The sequence below is a fragment of the Panacagrimonas sp. genome, from assembly GCF_965216805.1.
Taxonomy (GTDB): domain Bacteria; phylum Pseudomonadota; class Gammaproteobacteria; order Nevskiales; family Nevskiaceae; genus Panacagrimonas.
The window spans coordinates 125,240-142,320 of the sequence record NZ_CBDCGN010000003.1 but is presented as its reverse complement, the minus strand read 5'-3'; the positions used below and the strand labels follow the sequence as shown (position 1 = coordinate 142,320).

The following is a 17,081-nucleotide window of genomic DNA, read 5'->3' as shown; positions in this document are numbered from 1 at the left end:
CGATCGATGGCCAGTCCGGGCAGGACGATTTGCGGTGCGCTATATGCCCGCGTAGTGCATCAAACCCTGCAGGACCAGATGCGGCTGATACGACCAGCGGGCATCCAGGTGCGGCAGCAACAACTCTGCGTCACCGCCGGTGAGGTAGAAGGCTGCGTCCGGATCCGCGCCGGCGGCAATGTGCTCGATGGCTCCGAGGCAGGACAGCAGCACGCCCTGATCGACGCAGGCCTCGGTATCGCGTCCGAGTCCGGCATGTGCGGGCACGCCCGCTTCAAGCGCGCGGAAACGGGTGGCGCCGAGCACTGCCCGGCGCGAGGTCTGCATGCCGGCGGCGATGATGCCGCCCTGGTGCAGGCCGGCGGCGTCGACCACATCCACCGTCAGCGCGGTGCCGGCGTCGGCGATCACGCAGGCTCCCGGTGACGCGGCCCAGGCGCCCAGCATCGCGATCCAGCGATCGGCGCCGAGCCGCTTCGGTTCGGCATAGCCGTTGCGCAGGCCCTGCCACCGTGCCTGCGAGCGCATCACCTGCACCGGACACGGCCAGCGCACACCGCAGGCGCGCAGCAATTCGGCCTCCGCGGCAGGGTCCAGGACGCTGCAGATCCACACCGCGTCGGGGTCCATGATCGGACAGTCGTCCAGCGCCCGAGCGGGCTCGCCCTGATGTGCCACCGCACCCAGGTCCTGCAGCACGCCGGTGTCGGCGCGCGCCCACTTGATCCGCGTGTTGCCGACATCGAGCAGCAAGCTCACCGCCGCGCCCCTGGGGTCGACGGCGGCTGCAATGTCGGCGTCGCGCTGGCGGCTGGCGCGCTCATGCCGGCCTCAGCGAGACATCGCCGGAGAGCACGCTGCGCAGGCCGGCGTCGGTCTCGATCAGAAAGGCGCCGTCGTCGTCGATGCCGCGCCCGATTCCGCGCAGGCGATCCTGGCCCGGCACGTAGACCTGGCGGCCGCGCAGTGCATCGAGCGCACACCATTCGGCGCGATAGGGCTCGAATCCTTTCACCACGTAGCGCGCCAGGCACTCGTGCAGACCGTGCAGCACGTCCACCGCGAGCCGGTTGCGTGACGCCGGCTTGCGGCCGCAGGACGCAAGGACCTCGTCGACCGTGGTCCACGGCTGGTCGATGGCGCTGCCCTGGCGCGCGTGCATGGCGACGTTGATCCCCACGCCGACCACCACCCGGCACAGGTCGCCCGACTCGCCGCGCTGCTCGATCAGAATTCCACCGAGCTTGCGGTTGCCCACCCAAAGGTCGTTCGGCCACTTGAGCTGCACGCCATCGACGCCGGCCGCGTCCAGCGCGCGCGCACACACCACGCCGACCGACAGCGATAAGGCCGGCAGATGCGGTGGCCACATCGCGTAGGTCCACGCGATCGACAGATACAGATTGGCCCCGAAGGGCGAATGCCAGTCGCGGCCGCGACGTCCGCGTCCGGCGGTCTGGTGCTCGGCCAGCAGCGCCTGCGGATCGGACTCGGGATCGGCCTCCATCAACACCCGGTTGGTGGAGTCCACCAGCGGCGCCACCGTCACGCGCAGGTCCTGCGGCACGCTGGTCTGCAGCAACGCGCCGTCCAGACGTTCCAGCGGCCGCGCCAGCCGGTAACCCTGCCCGAACTTGGATTCCACGTTCAGGCCCCAGTCGCGCAAGTGCCCGACGCGCTTGGCCAGACCGGCGCGGGTGAGGCCCGCGGCGGCCGCCAGGGTCTCCCCGGATTGCCACTCGCCGGTGGCCAGTGCGTCCACCAGCAGCAGCAGGTCCTGTTCGGCTAGCGGTCGAGCCATCGTCCCAGCACCCTCAGTTTTTCGAAGCGGCTTTCGGTGCCGGCGCGCAGACGGCGGATGTTGTCGCGATGCTTGAAGACCACCAGTGTGCCCATGAACGCGGTGAACGCACCGGCGGCGGAGAGTGCGCCACGTGCATCCACGCAGGCCACGTACAGGCCCGCCAGCGCGGTGGCGCCAAGTGTGGCCAGGCTCACATAGCCGCTGAGCAGCACCACCAGCACAAATCCCCCCAGCACCCAGGGCAGGCTCCAGGGAAGTACCGCGCCGAACACGCCGGCCAAGGTCGCCACGCCCTTGCCGCCCTGAAACCTCCAGGCCGCCGGATAGCAGTGACCGACGGTGACCGCAGCCCCGCAGACGAACGCCTGCACGCTGCGATCCACGGTTTCGAGGCCGCTGCCCAGAACCTCGCCCAGCGGCAGCAACGGTACCGCCAGCGCGCCGACCACGCCCTTGCAGACGTCGATGGCCAGCACCAGCAGCGCAAAGCCGCTGCCCTGGGTTCGAAGCGCGTTGGTGGCGCCGATGTTGCCGCTGCCGACCCGCGCCAGATCCACACCGCGCAGCCGTCCCACCAGATGGCCACCCATGACGTTGCCCAGGGCGTAGGCGAGCAGGGCTTTGAGCGTCAGTTCGATCATGGACACCCCGCGAGACGGGCGGCGATCGCGGGGATGGCTTCGACGGGAGGAGTCACACGCTGTAACGGATCGACGAGTCGGATGACTCGCCGCGAATCATACGGTGCAGCGGGGCGGGCCCGCATTTTTCACGGCGGATCGAGCGATGGCCGTATGTCGAGGACGGCGTTCGGCTTGCGTCAGGCCGGCACGTGGCTGGTGGTGACCTCGGCGATCAGCCGGCCGTTGTCGCCGGTCACGGTGGTGCGCACCACGCTCAGACGCTTGCCTTTCTTCACGAACACCGAAGTGGCGCGGAACAGGCCGTCCTTCTGGTTGCCCAGCAGGCTGGCATTGAGATTGATCGCCAACGGAAAGCCTGCAGCGCCTGGGGTCATCTGCGCGCCGCCAAACGCGAGCACCGTGGCGCAGACATCCGCGAACCACAGGGTAGCGCCTGCGTGCACGGTGCCGAAGGGATTGAGGATGCCGGCCTGCACCGGCATCTCGCCGGTGACCTGTTCGGCGGACTGCTCGGTAATGGAAAACTGGATGCTGCCGTTAACGTGCATGAGCGTGTTTTCCGAGAGCGAGGCTGCAGCGGATCAAGCAATGGAGCAGCGATTAAAGCTGCGACGGCCAAAGAATCACGCAAAGGCGCGAAGGAAAACACAAAGGCGCAGAGACAATCTTTTCAAACGGCTTCTCCATTTTTCCGAGCCCTTCCCTGCCTTCACTGCTTCTTGGTCTCTGCGCTTTTCTTCGCGCCTTTGCGTGATTCTCGAAATGCCCGGCCACAGGCGGCCCTGCTCTAATAGTTTTCCTTGTACGGCCGCAGATCGAGCTCCTGCGTCCACGCCGAGCGCGGCTGCCGGTGCAGATGCCAGTAGTTGTCCGCGATGGCGTCCACGCCCAGCATGCCGTCCGGCCCCAAGCGCTCCACCATGGCGGGGATCGCGCTGCGCAGGCGATCGCCGTCGATGCCGCCGTCGATCAGCACGTGCGCCACGTGGATGCCCTGCGGCCCGAACTCGCGCGCCATCGATTGCGAGATCATGCGCAGACCGGCCTTGGCGGCGGCGAAGTGGGCGAAGTTGGCCTTGCCGCGCAGGCTGCCCGACGCGCCGGTGAAGATCACCGTGCCACGCCCCAGCGGCACCAGCCGGCGCGCCGCCTCGCGACCCACCAGAAAGCCTGCGAAGCAGCCGACGCGCCAGAAGTCTTCGAACTGCGCGGCGCTGAGCTTGCGGAAATCCAGAACGGCGTTGTTTCCCGCATTGAACACCACCAGGTCCGCGGGATCGTTTCCGCCACCGGGTTTCATGGCCCGATCAAACAGCGCGATAACGTCGGCCTCGTTGGTGGCGTCGGTCAGCGCGGCTTCCGCACTGCCGCCGCTGGCGACAATCGCGGCCACCAGTGCCTCGACCTTTTCCGCGGTGCGGCCCGCCACCAGCACGTGATAACCCTCGCGAGCGAAACGGCGACACAGCGCGCCGCCCACACCGTTGCTGGAACCGACGCCGACGACGACTGCTGTGGGCATGCTCATGATCCGATCTCCAAACTAATTGCGCGCAACGCGTGCGCTGGGGCGGTCTGTTGAGTTAAGTTACTTCAAAATCTGAACGGACACCAGCATGCCTATTCATGAGATCGGCGATCAGTCCTGTGCCGTGGCTCGCAGCATCGCCGTGGTCGGTGATCCGTGGACGCTGATGGTGTTGCGCGAACTGTTTCTGGGCACGCGCCGCTTCGACGATCTGCGCGTGCAGACCGGCGTGTCGCCGCACCTGCTCAGCGTGCGCATGCGCGCGCTCACCGAGTCCGGCGTCGTCGAGCGGCTGCCCTACCAGCAGAAGCCGTTGCGTCACGAATATCGGCTGACTCGCAAGGGTCTGGACCTGTGGCCGGTGGTGATGGCGCTCAAGGCCTGGAGTGATCGCTGGGCGGATTGGCCTGAAGGGCGGCCGGTGAGGCTGCGTCATCAGGGCTGCGGAAAGGTCACCCAACCGCAGTTGACCTGCCATGTCTGCGGCGAGGCGATGGGCCCCCAGGATGTGGATCTGGAAATGTCGGAGGCGGCGGTGGCCGAGCGTGTGCGGCGTTCGCAGGGGCGTGCGGCTTAGCCGGCTTTTTCGGGCCGGGTAGCGGGCGAAAGCGATCTGGCGCTGATCGCAGGTGAACGGCCTGGCGATTCCCCGGCGCTCTGCGGGCAAGGTGAACAGACCCTGGGGTTTGCGCGTAAGCATCCGCCCTCAGCAGTGCGCCGGGGCCTGATCGCTGCGTGCTGTCGGTCGCTGTGCAAATGGAACTTGCGCGTCACATCGTCAAACCGCGGTTTGATTTTGTGACCCGCGATGCGGAGAATCGGCCCGGTTCCCGCGCAAGCTCCGCCGACCCGATCCGATATGCCCGATCTCGCCGCGCTCACCGAAGGCCTGACGCGACTGCTGCAGGACGCCGAACGCGCGAACCTGCAGGTGGCCGGTTTGGAGGTGATGGCCGACGGTCACGCAGGCCTGACGTTCGGGCTCCGGATCGTCCGCGATGGGCAGCCCGACCGCGACTGCGTGCTCAAGATCGCGCCGCAGGGCGTGCCGCGCCGCGGCAGCACCGACATCTATCGTCAGGCGCCGCTGTTGCGCGCGCTCAAGCCGCAAGGACTGCCCGTTCCTCAGGTGCTGTGGGCGGCGGCTGACGAAGAAACTCTGGGTGCGCCCTTCATCGTCATGGAGCGGCTGCCCGGTCGCAGTTTCGTGATCTGGGAGCCGCACGCGTCGTTCCCCACCGAACCGGCCGCGGTTGCCGAGTTGTGGCGGCAGGCGGTGCGCGCGCTGGCGCAGATTCATCGCGTCAACTGGCGGACCCATCTGCCGGACTGGGAGTCGCCGGTGTCCTTGCGCGATGAACTACAGCGCTGGACCGGCATCCTGCGCCACGCGCAGGAACCGGCGTGGTTGCAGGCCGGCACGCAGCTGCTCGAACGGCTCGGCGCCCAATTGCCGTTGGAGGGTCCAGTGGGACTCGTCCACGGCGATTTCCAGCCCGGCAACGTGCTCTACCACCACGGCCGCCTGAGCGGGGTCATCGACTGGGACCTGGCCGCCATCGGCGCGCAGGGCATCGATGTGGGCTGGCTGATGATGATGTGCGATCTCAACGCCTGGGCCGAGCACTGGAAGCCGCATGCGCCGCTGTCGCGCGAACAGGTGCAGGCGCTGTACGCCGAAGCCGGCGGCACCGCGCTGGAAGGCCTGGACTGGTTCCAGGCCTTCGCGCACTACCGCATGGGCGCCATTGCCTGTCTCAACGTCAAGCTGCATCGCAACGGCCGGCGCCCCGACTTGCTGTGGGAGCGTTTCGCGCCGTCCATTTCCACTCTGTTTGCGCGCGGCCTCGAACTGTTGCGCGCCGGGAGCCCCGCATGATCGATTTCGAACTTCCCGCCGAACTGGCCGAACTGCGCACTCGCGTGCGCAGCTTCGTGCGCGACAGGATCGTGCCCTTCGAGAACGATCCGCGGCAGACGCCGCACGGACCCACCGACGAGCTGCGTCTGGAAATGGTCGCGCTGTCCAGGGCCGAGGGGCTGCTGTCGCCGCACGCGCCGCTGGCCTACGGCGGCATGGGCCTGGATCATCGCGGCATCGCGGTGGTGTTCGAAGCGGCCGGCTGGTCCACCCTGGGAGCGCTGGCGCTCAACATCCAGGCGCCGGACGAGGGCAACTGCCACATGCTCGACGTCTGCGCCACCGAGGCGCAAAAGCAGCGCTATCTGGCGCCTATCGCCACCGGCGAAGGCCGCTCGGTGTTTTCGATGACCGAGACCACCGAGGACGGCGCCGGCGCCGATCCGTCGCTGCTGCGCGCCACCGCGCAGGAGACCGCCGACGGCTACGTCATCAATGGCCGCAAGTACATGATCAGCGGCGTGCCCGGCGCGACCTACAACATCGTCATGGCGCGCACCATCGACCGCACCGGCAAGGATCTGGGCGCGTCGATGTTCTTCGTCGAGATGGACAACCCGGGTTTCAGGCTCGAGCGCATGCTCGACACCATCGACACCAACTCGCCCGGCGGTCATGCCGAGGTGAACTACGTCGACTGCAAGGTCGCCCACGACGCGGTGCTCGGCCAGGTCGGCGCCGGCTTCCGCCAGGCGCAGATCCGGCTCGGCCCGGCGCGCCTGACCCACTGTGCGCGCTGGCTGGGTCACGCCGCGCGCTGCCACGCCATTGCGGTGGAGCACGCCGGCAAGCGCCACTCGTTCGGCAAGACGCTGGGCGAGCACCAGGGCGTCGGTTTCATGCTGGCCGACAGCGAGATGGACCTGCACCTGTCGCGCCTGACCTTGTGGCACGCCGCCTGGAAGCTCGACCAGGGCGACCATGCGCGCAACGAGACCAGCATGAGCAAGGTGTTCTGCTCCGAGGCCTTGGGCCGCGTGGTGGATCGCTCGCTGCAGATTCTGGGTTCGATCGGCATTACCCGCGACACCGTGATCGAACGCATCTATCGCGATATCCGGCCGTTCCGCATCTACGACGGCCCCTCCGAGGTGCACCGCCACGCGCTGGCGCGTCGCATCGTCGCGCGCGGCCCCATCGCAGACTGAAGGGAGTTCCGATCCAGCGGCGCGCAGACGCCGTCATCAGCAACTGAGGAGAACGCGACATGGCAATGCAGAAGGTTCTGATCGCCGGTGCGCTGGGCCTGACCGGCAGGGCGGCGGTGCGGCACTTCGAATCGAAAGGTTGGGAAGTGGTGGGCCTGTCGAGGCGTACGCCCGACCAGGCCTATCGCGACCTCGACGGTAAAGCGACTTACATCGCCGTCGACCTGCGTGATCCGAAGGATTGCGAGGCCAAGCTCTCGGGCCTCGGCGATGTCACCCACATCGTCTACGCCGCAGTCTATGAGACCAGCGACCTCAAGGCCGGCTGGGTCGGCGGCGCCGAGGACTTCGTCGGTATCAACGTGCAGATGCTGAAGAACTTCCTCGACGTGATGCTGAAGACGGCGAAGAACCTCGAACACATGACCGTGTTCCAGGGCGCCAAGGCCTACGGGGCGCACACCGGCGCGATGAAGCTGCCGGCCAAGGAGCGCGACCCGCGCCTGATTTCGGTGGGCTTCTACACGCCGCAGGAAGAACTGGTGAAGGCGCGCCAGAAAGGTAAATCCTGGAGCTGGACCATCGTGCGTCCGCAAATGATCTCGGGCTTCGCCACCGGCGCGCCGATCTCCTGCCTGCCCGGCGTCGGCGTGTACGCCGCCGTGTGCCGCGAACTCGGTCTGCCGCTGCGTTTCACCGGTCGTTCCGACGGGCCGCTCGAGGCGGTCGACGTGGATCTGCTGGCCAGAGTGCTCGAATGGGCCGCGACCAGCCCGCGCGCGGCCAACGAGATCTACAACGTCGGCAATGGCGACTGCTTCTGCTGGGTCCATGTTTTCCCGCGCATCGCGCGCGAGGTGTTCGACATGGACCATGCACCTCCGCATACCGATTACCTGTCGGTGGTGATGGCCGACAAGGCCGGGCTGTGGGACGACATCGTGCAGCGCTACGGTCTCAAGCGATACGCGATGCGCGAACTGGTGGCGTCGTGGCAGGTCGTCGACTTCTTCCTCGACTACGGCGATCGCAACCGCCTGTCGCTGCTCAGCACCATCAAGCTGCGCCAACACGGCTTCCACGACTGCGAGGACAGCGAAGACATGATCGTGCGCCAGCTCAAGGACATGCAGGCGGCCCAGGTGCTGCCGCCGCGCGCACGCTGAGGACACCGCCATGACCCACATCGAGCGGCTGTCGAGCTACGAGGAGATCTACGGCGCGTTTCGCTGGAACATCCCGGCGCGCTACAACATCGCCACCGATGTTTGCGACCGTCATGCCACGGATGCATCGAAGGTTGCGCTGATCGGCGAGGACAGTGCCGGCAAGACCTGGACGATGAGCTTCCGCCACGTGCAGCGCCAGGCCAATCGTCTCGCGAATCTGCTCGTGTCGCTCGGGCTGCAGCGCGGCGACCGGGTGATGCTGCTGATGGTGCAGGACCCCTGGGTCGCCATCGGCCACATCGCCTGCTGGAAGGCCGGGCTGGTGTCGCTGCCCTGCTCGGTGCTGTTCGGCCCCGATGCGGTGGCCTACCGGCTCGATCACGCCGGCGTGCGCGTGGTGATCACCGACAGCGCCAACCTGCCCAAGGTGATCGAGGCCAGGGACAAGGCGCCAAGTGTCGAGAAGGTGTTCCTGGTCGACGGCGCGGACGCGCAGGCCGAGCATCTGGATACGGCGCTGGAGCCGGCGCGCGATGCCTTCACCACCGTCGATACCGGTGCCGACGATCCGGCCTTCTTCAACTTCACCTCGGGGACCACCGGCAACCCCAAGGGCGCGCTGCAGCCGCATCGCTCGATGCTCGGCCATCTGCCGGGCCTGGAATTCATGTTCGAGTTCTTCCCGCAGCCGCGCGACGTGATGTGGTCGCCGGCGGACTGGGCCTGGCTGGCCGGATTGATGGACGTGCTGATGCCGGCCTGGTACCACGGCGTGCCGGTGGTGACCTCGCGCGCGATGCGTTTCGACCCCGAAGCCGCCTGTGCGCTGATGGCGCGGCACCAGGTGCGCACCGCGCTGCTGACGCCGACGGCGCTGCGCATGATGCGTCAGGTCAAGGATCCGCTGGCCATGGGCGTGGATCTGCGCGTGGTGCTGTCGGGCGGCGAGGCGGTGGGCAAGGAGTTGCACGAGTGGGCCGGCGCCACCCTCAAGACCACCATCAACGAGGGCTTTGGCCAGACCGAGTGCAACCTGGTGCTCGGCAACTGCGCCAGCGTGATGCCGGTCAGGCCGGGTTCGCTGGGACGCCCTGCGCCGGGCCATGTCTGCGCCATCGTCGACGACCAGGGCCGCGAGCTGAAAGCCGGCGAGATCGGCCACATCGCCGTCCGGCGTCCCGACCCGGTGATGATGCTGGAGTACTGGAACAACCCGAAGGCCACCGCAGAAAAGTACATCGGTGACTGGCTGATCACCGGCGATCTGGGCATGGCCGACGACGACGGTTATTTCTGGTTCCACGGTCGCGCCGACGACATCATCAGCAGCAGCGGCTACCGCATCGGACCGACCGAGATCGAAGACGCGTTGACGCGCCATCCGGCGGTGATGCTGGCGGCGGTCGTGGGCGTGCCGGATCCGGTGCGCACCGAGTCGATCAAGGCCTTCGTGGTGCTGCGCAAGGATTTCGAAGGCGGCGATGCGCTGGCCGAGGAGATCCGCAGCTTCGTGCGCGAGCGCCTGGCCAAGCACGAGGTGCCGCGCGAGATCGCGTTCATGGACGCACTGCCGATGACCACCACCGGCAAGGTGCTGCGGCGCGAGCTGCGCGACGCGGAGAAGAAGAAAGCCGCCGACCGGGGCGGGGCATGAGGACGCACACCTTTCTCCGTCGTAGCCCGGGTGCAACCCGGGGTGCACGCGGGTCACGGCGCTTGCCCCGGCTAGCAACCCGGGTTGCACCCGGGCTACGGCACTGAGCCATGACACCAGCCACACTTTCCGCTCCCACTTCCGGCGCCGCGCGCTGGAAGCCGACACAGGAGCAGATCGTCCTGATCGTGACGGCGCTGCTCGCCGTCGGCTTCGCCTTCACGCTGGATGGCTTCGCCACGCTCGGCAACCTGCTGACCCTGACCCGCGGGGTGGCGATCCTGGGCATCCTCGGCATTGCCATGAGCGTGGTGGTGATCGGCCGCGGTCTGGACCTGTCGCTGGTGGCGACCATGGCGGTGAGTTCGGCGTTCGCCTTGCAGTTGATGCAGCACGGTTGGGCCTGGCCGGCGGCGGTGGCCGCCGCGCTGGCGGTGGCGATCCTGATCGGGTTGATCAACGGCTGGATCATCGCCTTCGTCGAAGTACCTGCACTGTTCACCACGCTCGCCACCGGCTTTCTGGTGTTCGGCCTGGGCCGCACATTCCTGCTCGACGGCATGATCCTGTACCTGCCGGCGAATCAGCCGGCGATCGAATGGATCGGCCAGGGGCGGCTGTTCGGCGTGCCGGCACCGGTGCTGGTGCTCGCGCTGGTGGCGCTGCTGGTGCAGGTGTTCCTGTCGCGCATGACCCTGGGCCGCTTCGTCTACGCGCACGGCGACAACCTCGAAGCCGCGCGCCTGACCGGCATCGCGGTGCGCCCGCTGACGATGCTCGAGTACGCGATCTGCGCCGCCATCGGCTGCATCGCCGGCCTGGTCATGGCCTCGTCGACGGCGAGCATGAACACGCAGATCGTCAACTCCACGCTGATCTTCGATGTGATCCTGGTGGTCGTGCTCGGCGGCGTGAGCCTCGTCGGCGGACGCGGCGGCGTGCTCAGCGTGCTAGCCGGCACCGCGCTGATCGGCACCCTGCTCAACGGCATGACGATCATGGACCTGAACAACAACGTGCAGAACATCGTCAAGGGCGGTGTGCTGCTGGCCGCCATCATCCTCGACAACCGCCTGCATCCTCGCGACGAGGAAACGGCACGGCAGGGAGATTAGGAATGAGCCACCCCCAACATCGTCATGGCGCGCGCGGCGCCGTAGCCCGGTTTGCCACAGGCAAGCCGGGACGCAACGGCTTGCGCTCCCGGCTCCGCTGCGCGGAACCGGGCTACGGGTTATCGCTCGTCGCGCTGTTCCTGGCCACGGTGGGCCTGACCGCCTGCGACCCCGGCACGCGCAACGCGCCGGACCCGCAGGTGTCGGAGGCCGCTGCGCTCGTCAAGGTGCCGGATCTCTCCGGCGGCGACAGCTCGGCGATGCTGCGCTCGCGCGTCGACAGCGCGCTCGACGGCAAGGTCATCGCCTGGGTGCCGGTGGCGCTGGGCATGCCGTTGACCGAGATCTGGACGCAGGTGATCCGCGCCGAGGCCGAGGCGCGCGGCATGCGCGTCGAGGTCCGCGATCCGAACTGGAACACCACCGCGGCGCTGCAGGCGGTGTCTTCGCTGATCGCGGAGCAGCCCGATGTGCTGGTGGTGCACAACCCCAACGTGCAGCTCTACGCGCGTGAACTGGCGCGCGCGGAGGCGGCCGGCATCATCGTGATCCAGGTCAACATGGTGTCCAACCAGAAGACCAGCGCCTATGTGGGTGCCGACTGGAAAACCGTCGGACGGCTGCTGGGCGAGGAGATGCTGCGCGCCTGCGGCAGTGGCAGCGGCACCTCGGGCAAGATCGCGATCGTGCAGGGCGAGGCGACCTCGGCGGTGTCGATCGAGCAGGCGCAGGCCGCCGCCGAAGTGCTGGCGAAGGATCCGTCGATCCGCATCGTCTCCAACCAGGCCGCCAACTGGGATGCCAGCAAGGCACACGACATCACCGCCACCGTGCTGCAGCAGCACCCGGACCTGTGCGCCACCGTGGGCTTCTGGGGCGTGATGCAGGCTGGCGCCGCGCAGGCGGTGAAGTCGGCCGGCTTACAGGGCAAGGTCAAGGTCTATGCCTCGGGCGGCGACGGCAAGCTCGACTGCGATAACGTCGATAGCGGCCTCTTCACCAGGTTCCTCAGCTACGACTCACCGTCGCAGGCCAAGGTCATCGTCCAGTTCGCCAGCTTCATGCTGCAGACCGGCCTGCCGCCGTCGTCGGTGCGCGCGGCCGACTATTCGCGTCTGCGCTGGATGGAGAAGGGCCGCTACGACCCGGGGCTGTGCTACGACCCGGCACGAAAGGAAGCGGAGCAGTCATGAATCGCCTGCAAAAAACGTTTACCGCAAAGGCGCAAGGGCAACGGAAAGGACGCAGAGATTCTGCTGTGTTTCTCTCTTCGCGTTCTCTCTTTTTCCTTTGCGCCTTTGCGTTGAATGCTGTTGACGTTCGCAGGCAAGCCACCCGATGAGTGTCGCCAGCATGCGGGTCGAAGGCGGCTGGTTGCGGCGGCTGCGCTGGCGTTGGTCTGCGCGGCTGTTCCTGTCGGAGCTATTGACCAAGCGCTGGATGGAGCCCGCGATTCCGTTTGCGCTGATGGTGGGCCTGGTCGTGCTGTTTGCGATGGTGACGCCCAACTACGCGACCGTGGGTAACGCCCAACAGCTCGGCCGCGAATTCGCCGAGGCCGGCTTCGTCGCCATCGCAATGGCGCTGTCGGTGATCTCGGGCGGCATCGACCTGTCGGTCGGCGCGGTGTTCGCGCTGGCCAATCTCGTGGCACTGGTGCTGTTCAACTTGTGGAACTGGCCGGTGGGGTGGGTCATCGCGGCGACCCTGGGCATCGGCGCGGCGGTGGGGGCGGTCAACGGCTATCTGATCGGGTATCTGCGCACGCGGCCGTTCCTGACCACGCTGGTGACCTTGATCGTGCTGCGCGCCACCGTGGATCTGCTCGGCCAGCAGGTTTCGGTGCCGCTGGCGATGTCTTCGCGGGTGTCGTGGACCTGGGATGTGATCGGCGTCGGCTGGATCGCCGGACTGCCGTCGAATCTGGCGATCCTGGGCATCGTCGCCGTGATCGGTCATTTCCTGCTGAGCCGCTCGCGTCCCGGCTGGCACCTGACCGCGATCGGCTCCAGTCGCAAGGCGGCGCGCCACGCCGGCATCCGTGTCGAGCGCGTGCTGTTCCTCACCTATCTGCTGTCCGGCACCCTGGCCGCGGCGGGCGGCCTGTTCTACGCCGCGCGGCTCAATAGCGCAGGCTCCGACACCGGTATCGGCTGGGAGATCAGCGCGCTGACCGCGGTGGTGCTCGGCGGCGTCAGCCTGGCCGGCGGCCGCGGCACGGTGGCGCGTGCGTTGATCGGCGCGGTGATCGTGTTCGTGCTGGTCAACGGCCTGGTGCGCATGGGCTTCCCCGGGGCGCTGTCGTCGACGGCACTGGGCGCGGTACTGCTGATCGCGGTGGGCATCGACGTGAAGTGGGCCAAGAACCGCGGCAAGGCGATCCAGAAGATCTACGTGAACCCGACGATGGTGGAATTGCCGGTCGCGCCATCGATCACCGCCGACAGCGGCACCGCCTACGCCGAGAACACCCGCTTGCAGGCTTCCGAAGAGATCGGGCTGAACCAGGTGCAGGGGCCGGAAGACATCATCCTGGATCGCCAGGACCGGCTGTATTGCGGCGTGCGCGAAGGCTGGATCCTGCGCTTCTCGGGGCCCAACTTCGAACAGCGCGAAGTGTTCGCACGCATCGGCGGCCGGCCGCTGGGCATGGCCTTCGACCGCGACGAGAACCTGATCGTCTGCGTCGGCGGCATGGGCCTGTACGGGGTGACGCCGGCCGGCAAGATTTACAAGTGCACCGACCAGACCCAGCGCACCCTGCTCAAGCTCAACGACGATTCGCGCCTGCGCCTGGCCGACGACTGCGATATCGCGCCGGACGGCACGGTGTGGTTCAGCGAGGCCACGATCCGCTACGAGATGCACTCCTGGTTCCTCGACGGCATCGAGGGCCGCGCCAACGGCCGCCTGATCGCGTGGGACCCGAAGACCGACAAGACGCGCACCGCGATCAAGAACGCGGTGTTCCCGAACGGCGTCTGCGTGGCACACGACGGCCGCTCGGTGCTGTTCTGCTCCAGCTGGCTGTGCACGATCTACCGCCATTGGATCGAAGGGCCCAAAGCCGGCCAGACCGAGGTGTTCGCCGAGAACCTGCCGGGCTACCCCGACAACCTCAACCGCGCATCGGACGGCGGTTACTGGCTGGCGATGGTCGGCATCCGTTCGCCGACCTTCGACCTGATGATGCGTCATCCGCAGGTGCGCCGGCGCATGATCAAGCAGATTGCGCCGGACGAGTGGATCTATCCGGGCATCAACAACGGCTGCATCGTGAAGTTCGATGAAAGCGGTCGGGCGCTCGACTCGATGTGGGATCCGGGCGGCACTAGGCACGCCACCGTCACCTCCATGCGCGAGCACAAGGGCTGGCTCTACATCGGCGGGCTGGAGAACAACCGCATCGGTCGCGTACGCCTGCCCGACGCAGACCCGAACTGGAACGGCTACGACGCCTACTGGGGAGGACGGCACTGATGCTCGACCGCCTGTTCTCGCAGGTCAAGGAGACGCTGTGGCCCGGCAGCGAGGCGGTGGCGCTGCCGATGATGGACGGCGCGCTCAGGCCCAACCGCAGACTCGATGAGGCGGCGCTGATCGGTGAGGCGCTGCCGGGCTGCGACGACCTCGTCGCACTCGGCAACGGCAGCCTGCTGGTCGGTGCCGGCAACCGGATTCTTCGGCTCTCGGGTCCCGGCCTGACCGCACGCGCAACGTGGTGCGACTGCGCGGGCACCGTCAGCGCACTCGCGGCGACGGGCGACGACACGGTCTACGCCGCCGTCTCCGGAGTGGGCGTCGTGCGCATCGAGCAGGGCCGTCCCGGTGCGTGCCTGCAGCAGGCCGATGGCCAGCCGCTGCGCTGTGTGACCGCGCTCGCGGCACTGCCGGACGGCCGCCTCGCCATCGCCGAGGGCAGCTCCGTCAACGCCGCAGAGGACTGGGCGCGCGATCTGCTCGAATGCCGTGCGCACGGCCGCGTGGTGATCGCAGCGGCCGACCTGTCCTCGGCTTCCACGCTTGCCTCCGGCCTGGCGTGGCCGAACGGCCTGCTCGCGCGCGGCGCGTCGCTGTGGGTCAGCGAGGCCTGGCGCCACCGCGTGCAGTCCTGGCCGCTCGCCGGCGGTGCCGCCACCGAGGTGCTGCACAAATTGCCGGGCTATCCGGCGCGGCTGTCGCCCGACCCGGATGGCGGTGCCTGGCTGAGCCTGCTCGCGGTGCGCACGCAGCTGCTGGAGTTCGTGCTGCGCGAACCGGTGTACCGCCAGGAGATGCTCGCGACGGTCGACCCGCGCTACTGGATTGCGCCCAGCCTGCAGGCCAGCGGGCATTACCTGGAACCGCTGCAGGGCGGGGCCATCAAGAAGCTCGGTATCGTCAAGCCCTGGGCGCCGCCGCGCTCCTACGGTCTGGTGCTGCGGCTGTCGGACCGCGGCGAGATCGTCGACAGCCTGCACAGCCGCGTCGACGGCCGGTATCACGGCACCACCGCGAGCCTGCGCCTCGGCGGTCGCTTGATTGTGGTGTCCAAGGGTAGCGGCCGGCTGCTCGACTGCGCGGTGGAGGAACCGGGATGAGTGCGCCAACCGCCGCCGCGGGTGCGGTGATCCTGAGTGTCGATCACGGCAGCAAGGTCTACGCCGGCGTACACGCGCTGCAAGACGTCAGTTTCGAGGTGCGTGCCGGCGAGATCCACGCCCTGGTCGGCGAAAACGGCGCTGGCAAGTCAACGCTGTGCAAGGCGATTGCCGGTGCCATCCGCCTCAGCGGCGGGCGCATGCAGGTGGACCAGAAGCCGGTCAATTTCCAGCGTCCCGGCGATGCGCTCAAGGCCGGCATCTGCATGGTCTATCAGGAGACCAGCCTGGTCCCCGAGATGACGGTGGCGCAGAACCTGGAACTGGGCCGCGAAAAATGGCTGACGCGCCTGCGTCCGCTCAACATCAAGGCGCAGCAGCAGTTGCAGTCGCTGAATTTTCACGTCGATCCGACCGCGCTGGTGGCCACGCTCGGCACCGCGCAGCGGCAGATGGTGGAGATTGCACGCGCGGCTTACCACGACGCGCGCATCATCATTTTCGACGAGCCCACCGCGAGCCTGACGCCGGAGGAGAAACTGCACTTCGTGCACCTGCTGCACGATCTGCGCGCCAGGGGCCTGGGCATCGTCTTCATCAGCCACGCGCTGGAGGAGGCGCTGGAACTGGCCGACCGCATCACGGTGCTGCGCGACGGCCGCCATGTGATCACGCAGGCCGCCGCCACGCTGACGCGCGAGGCGCTGGTGCGGCACATGGTCGGGCGCGACGTGCAGGCCACGCACTACGGACGCCGCGAAGGCGCCGATGCCAGGCCCCGTCGCGACAAGGTGCTGGAGGTGGAAAACCTGACGATGGGCAACATCGTCAAGAACATGTCGTTCACGCTGTATGCGGGCGAGGTGGTCGGCATCGCCGGTCTGATCGGCTCCGGCCGCACCGAGACCGCGAAGATCGTCGCCGGCGCGCTCAAGCGCAATCTCATCGGCGGCGGCAACGTGCTGCTGCGCGGCCGGCCGGTGCGCTACGACGTGCCCAAGCAGGCGATCGACGACGGCATCGTCTACATCACCGAAGACCGCAAGCTCAACGGCTTCTTCGAGACCATGACGGTGGACGAGAACCTCTATCTGGGCCATCTGGCGACCCGACGCGGCTTCCGCGCATTTCTGTCGCAGCGGCGTCGCCGCGAACTCGCCGGTACGCTGGCCGAACGGCTCAAGGTGCGCAGCGTGTCGCCCAACGCGAAGATCATCGAGCTGTCCGGCGGCAACCAGCAGAAGGTGGTGGTCGGAAAGTCGCTGATCCAGGAGCCCGCGGTGGTGTTCTTCGATGAACCCACGCGCGGCGTTGATGTGGGTGCCATTCCGGAGATCCACCAGGCGATCCGGCGGCTGGCCGACGAGGGCTGCGCGGTGGTGGTGATCAGCTCCTATCTGCCGGAGGTGTTGGCGGTGTCCGACCGCATTCTGGTGGCGCGCCTGGGTCGCATCGTCGAGGAGTTCGCCGCCGCCGATGCCAGCGAGGACCGCATCCTGTTCGCGGCCATCCACTGAG

Annotated in this window: 15 protein-coding genes; 10 read left to right on the top strand and 5 right to left on the bottom strand. The window is 67.6% G+C overall.

From position 1 onward, the window contains the following. Positions 1-39 precede the first annotated feature (39 nt). The 5 genes from ACOOHP_RS13960 to ACOOHP_RS13940 form a co-directional block, all read right to left on the bottom strand. Complete coding sequence (locus ACOOHP_RS13960; RefSeq protein ID WP_420467094.1) at positions 40-759, bottom strand: type III pantothenate kinase; 720 nt, start codon at positions 757-759, stop codon at positions 40-42. A gap of 61 nt (positions 760-820) precedes the next feature. Continuing rightward, entirely contained in the window at positions 821-1,801 is a 981-nt protein-coding gene (locus ACOOHP_RS13955; RefSeq protein WP_420467093.1) for a biotin--[acetyl-CoA-carboxylase] ligase, read from the bottom strand. Further along, entirely contained in the window at positions 1,786-2,445 is a 660-nt protein-coding gene (locus ACOOHP_RS13950; protein WP_420467092.1) for a glycerol-3-phosphate acyltransferase, read from the bottom strand. Before ACOOHP_RS13950 ends, ACOOHP_RS13955 begins: the two co-directional genes overlap by 16 nt. A gap of 179 nt (positions 2,446-2,624) precedes the next feature. After that, positions 2,625-2,996, bottom strand: coding sequence for a PaaI family thioesterase (locus tag ACOOHP_RS13945; protein ID WP_420467091.1), 372 nt, complete (start codon positions 2,994-2,996; stop codon positions 2,625-2,627). Between the two features lie 239 nt (positions 2,997-3,235). After that, complete coding sequence (locus ACOOHP_RS13940) at positions 3,236-3,976, bottom strand: SDR family NAD(P)-dependent oxidoreductase (RefSeq protein WP_420467090.1); 741 nt, start codon at positions 3,974-3,976, stop codon at positions 3,236-3,238. Between the two features lie 88 nt (positions 3,977-4,064). Here ACOOHP_RS13940 and ACOOHP_RS13935 point away from each other — a divergent pair, with 88 nt between their 5' ends. From ACOOHP_RS13935 to ACOOHP_RS13890, 10 genes are all read left to right on the top strand, one after another. Then, positions 4,065-4,553 (top strand): winged helix-turn-helix transcriptional regulator, encoded by a 489-nt coding sequence (locus ACOOHP_RS13935; RefSeq protein ID WP_420467089.1) that lies wholly within the window; start codon positions 4,065-4,067, stop codon positions 4,551-4,553. Positions 4,554-4,835: 282 nt separating this feature from the next. Further along, positions 4,836-5,855, top strand: coding sequence for a phosphotransferase family protein (locus tag ACOOHP_RS13930; protein WP_420467088.1), 1,020 nt, complete (start codon positions 4,836-4,838; stop codon positions 5,853-5,855). Continuing rightward, complete coding sequence (locus ACOOHP_RS13925; protein ID WP_420468717.1) at positions 5,855-7,045, top strand: acyl-CoA dehydrogenase family protein; 1,191 nt, start codon at positions 5,855-5,857, stop codon at positions 7,043-7,045. The genes ACOOHP_RS13930 and ACOOHP_RS13925 overlap by 1 nt, the downstream gene beginning before the upstream one ends. A gap of 59 nt (positions 7,046-7,104) precedes the next feature. After that, a complete protein-coding gene (locus ACOOHP_RS13920) occupies positions 7,105-8,211 on the top strand; it encodes an SDR family oxidoreductase (RefSeq protein ID WP_420467087.1) in 1,107 nt (368 codons plus the stop codon). A 10-nt stretch (positions 8,212-8,221) separates the two neighbouring features. Then, positions 8,222-9,868, top strand: coding sequence for an AMP-binding protein (locus tag ACOOHP_RS13915; RefSeq protein WP_420467086.1), 1,647 nt, complete (start codon positions 8,222-8,224; stop codon positions 9,866-9,868). A 110-nt stretch (positions 9,869-9,978) separates the two neighbouring features. After that, positions 9,979-10,983 carry an ABC transporter permease gene (locus ACOOHP_RS13910; protein WP_420467085.1) on the top strand — a complete coding sequence of 335 codons (1,005 nt, stop codon included), beginning with the start codon at positions 9,979-9,981 and terminating at the stop codon, positions 10,981-10,983. A gap of 2 nt (positions 10,984-10,985) precedes the next feature. Continuing rightward, the gene (locus tag ACOOHP_RS13905; RefSeq protein WP_420467084.1) at positions 10,986-12,176 is read left to right on the top strand and encodes a sugar ABC transporter substrate-binding protein; all 1,191 of its coding nucleotides are present in this window, start codon (positions 10,986-10,988) and stop codon (positions 12,174-12,176) included. A gap of 145 nt (positions 12,177-12,321) precedes the next feature. Further along, positions 12,322-14,463: an ABC transporter permease gene (locus ACOOHP_RS13900; protein ID WP_420467083.1), complete on the top strand. Its 2,142-nt coding sequence runs from the start codon at positions 12,322-12,324 to the stop codon at positions 14,461-14,463. Next, positions 14,463-15,563 carry a hypothetical protein gene (locus tag ACOOHP_RS13895; RefSeq protein ID WP_420467082.1) on the top strand — a complete coding sequence of 367 codons (1,101 nt, stop codon included), beginning with the start codon at positions 14,463-14,465 and terminating at the stop codon, positions 15,561-15,563. The genes ACOOHP_RS13900 and ACOOHP_RS13895 overlap by 1 nt, the downstream gene beginning before the upstream one ends. Beyond that, the gene (locus ACOOHP_RS13890) at positions 15,560-17,080 is read left to right on the top strand and encodes a sugar ABC transporter ATP-binding protein (protein ID WP_420467081.1); all 1,521 of its coding nucleotides are present in this window, start codon (positions 15,560-15,562) and stop codon (positions 17,078-17,080) included. The genes ACOOHP_RS13895 and ACOOHP_RS13890 overlap by 4 nt, the downstream gene beginning before the upstream one ends. Position 17,081: the final 1 nt, after the last annotated feature.